At 61.0% G+C, this 1368-nt stretch carries 2 protein-coding genes; one reads left to right on the forward strand and one right to left on the reverse strand.

All coding sequences use genetic code 11. The annotated features are described in order from the left end of the window. A partial coding sequence (locus tag AC33YF_RS13950) for a class I SAM-dependent methyltransferase (RefSeq protein ID WP_491777818.1) occupies positions 1-624 on the forward strand: 624 nt, incomplete at its 5' end. 131 nt (positions 625-755) lie between these two features. Here AC33YF_RS13950 and AC33YF_RS13955 read toward each other — a convergent pair. Further along, positions 756-1368: hypothetical protein (locus tag AC33YF_RS13955; RefSeq protein WP_491777819.1), on the reverse strand; the 613-nt coding region annotated here is incomplete at its 5' end.

Here is a 1368-nt window from a genome sequence, read left to right on the forward strand (position 1 = left end):
ATCGCAAGCAACCTCGTCGAAGCGGGAAACAAGCGCGCCAGCGAGGCGGGACTCGCCAACTGCCGATTCCAAGAGGGCGACGCGTCGGATCTGAACGGGCTGGACGATGAGAGCTTCGACCTCGTCGTCAGCATCTTCGGTGCCATGTTCGCGCCAAAGCCCTACGACGTCGCGAAGGAAATGGTGCGCGTCACCCGCCCTGGCGGGCGCATCATTATGGGGAACTGGATTCCCGGCGACCCGACGCTTATCGCCCAAGTGCTGAAGGTCAGTGCCGCCTACACGCCGCCACCGCCAGAAGGCTTCGTCAGCCCCGTTACCTGGGGCGTGGAAGACGAGGTGGTCTCGCGCTTTACCGCTGCCGGCGTCCCTGAAGGGAACATCGCGTTCGCAAAAGAGACCTTCACGTTCAACGCGCCTATGCCGCCATCGGATGTACTCAGCACGTTCCGACATTATTACGGGCCGACGATGAATGCTTTTGAGGCGGCGGCGAAAGACGGTCGCGCGGACGCGCTCCAATCGGAGCTCGACGACTTGTTCAACAGCCACAACAAGGCCGAGACGCCAGGCACGACTTCTATCCCTGCAACCTTTTTGCGGGTCACAGTCTTACGCAGCTGAGCCGAAACGTCTGAGTGTTTGCTTACGCTGCCGCTGCGCTACTTGGGCGCTTGTTTGTTTGCGCTACTGCTTCGCTACTTGAGCGCAACGCCCGAGCATGATGCAGACGGGGCACGTCAGTCTACGTGCCCTTAGCCTTCCCGGCGGCGGCCTTTGGCAGGTGGTTTCTTCTTCAAGCGCGCGAGCGTCTCTTGAAAGCGTTGGGTAGCATCGCGCATCGTCGCATCGTCCGTATCCTGCTGAACGCCGACGCTTGCGACCTCGCGCTGCAGCGCCGCAAAGCGTTCGTACTCATCTTCGGACATTTCGGCGATGGACTCGGCATTCTCGGTGATTTCGCGTGTGAGCGCTGGCAGCGCTCGCCAGCGATAGAGCATGTCCGCAAACTGATCTGCGACTTCATCGCGCTGCATTTCGGGCTTCAGAAAGGCGTGGCGCGCGTGGTGGCTCTCCAATAACAGCTTGTCGAGAAGCGCCCCGTGAGGTCCATCATGCAACTTGACGATCAGCCCATCGCGCGAAATGGCGTGGTCGTTGTGAATGGTTTGCGTCGTTGCGGACAGTAACGCGGCGAGCTTCTTGTCCGGCACGTCTATGCTGGCAATCTCTTCGGTGTACTGGTCCAGCAGCCAGGGGTGGTTTACAAGCGCGAGCGCAACGATCGTTCCAAATCCATAGGCCGTCGGGGGCGGCAGCGCCTCCCGGCGCGCCGGTCTCGTCCCATTCTGCTTTGCTGGCTTGCCG

This window comes from Methyloceanibacter sp., from assembly GCF_058506495.1.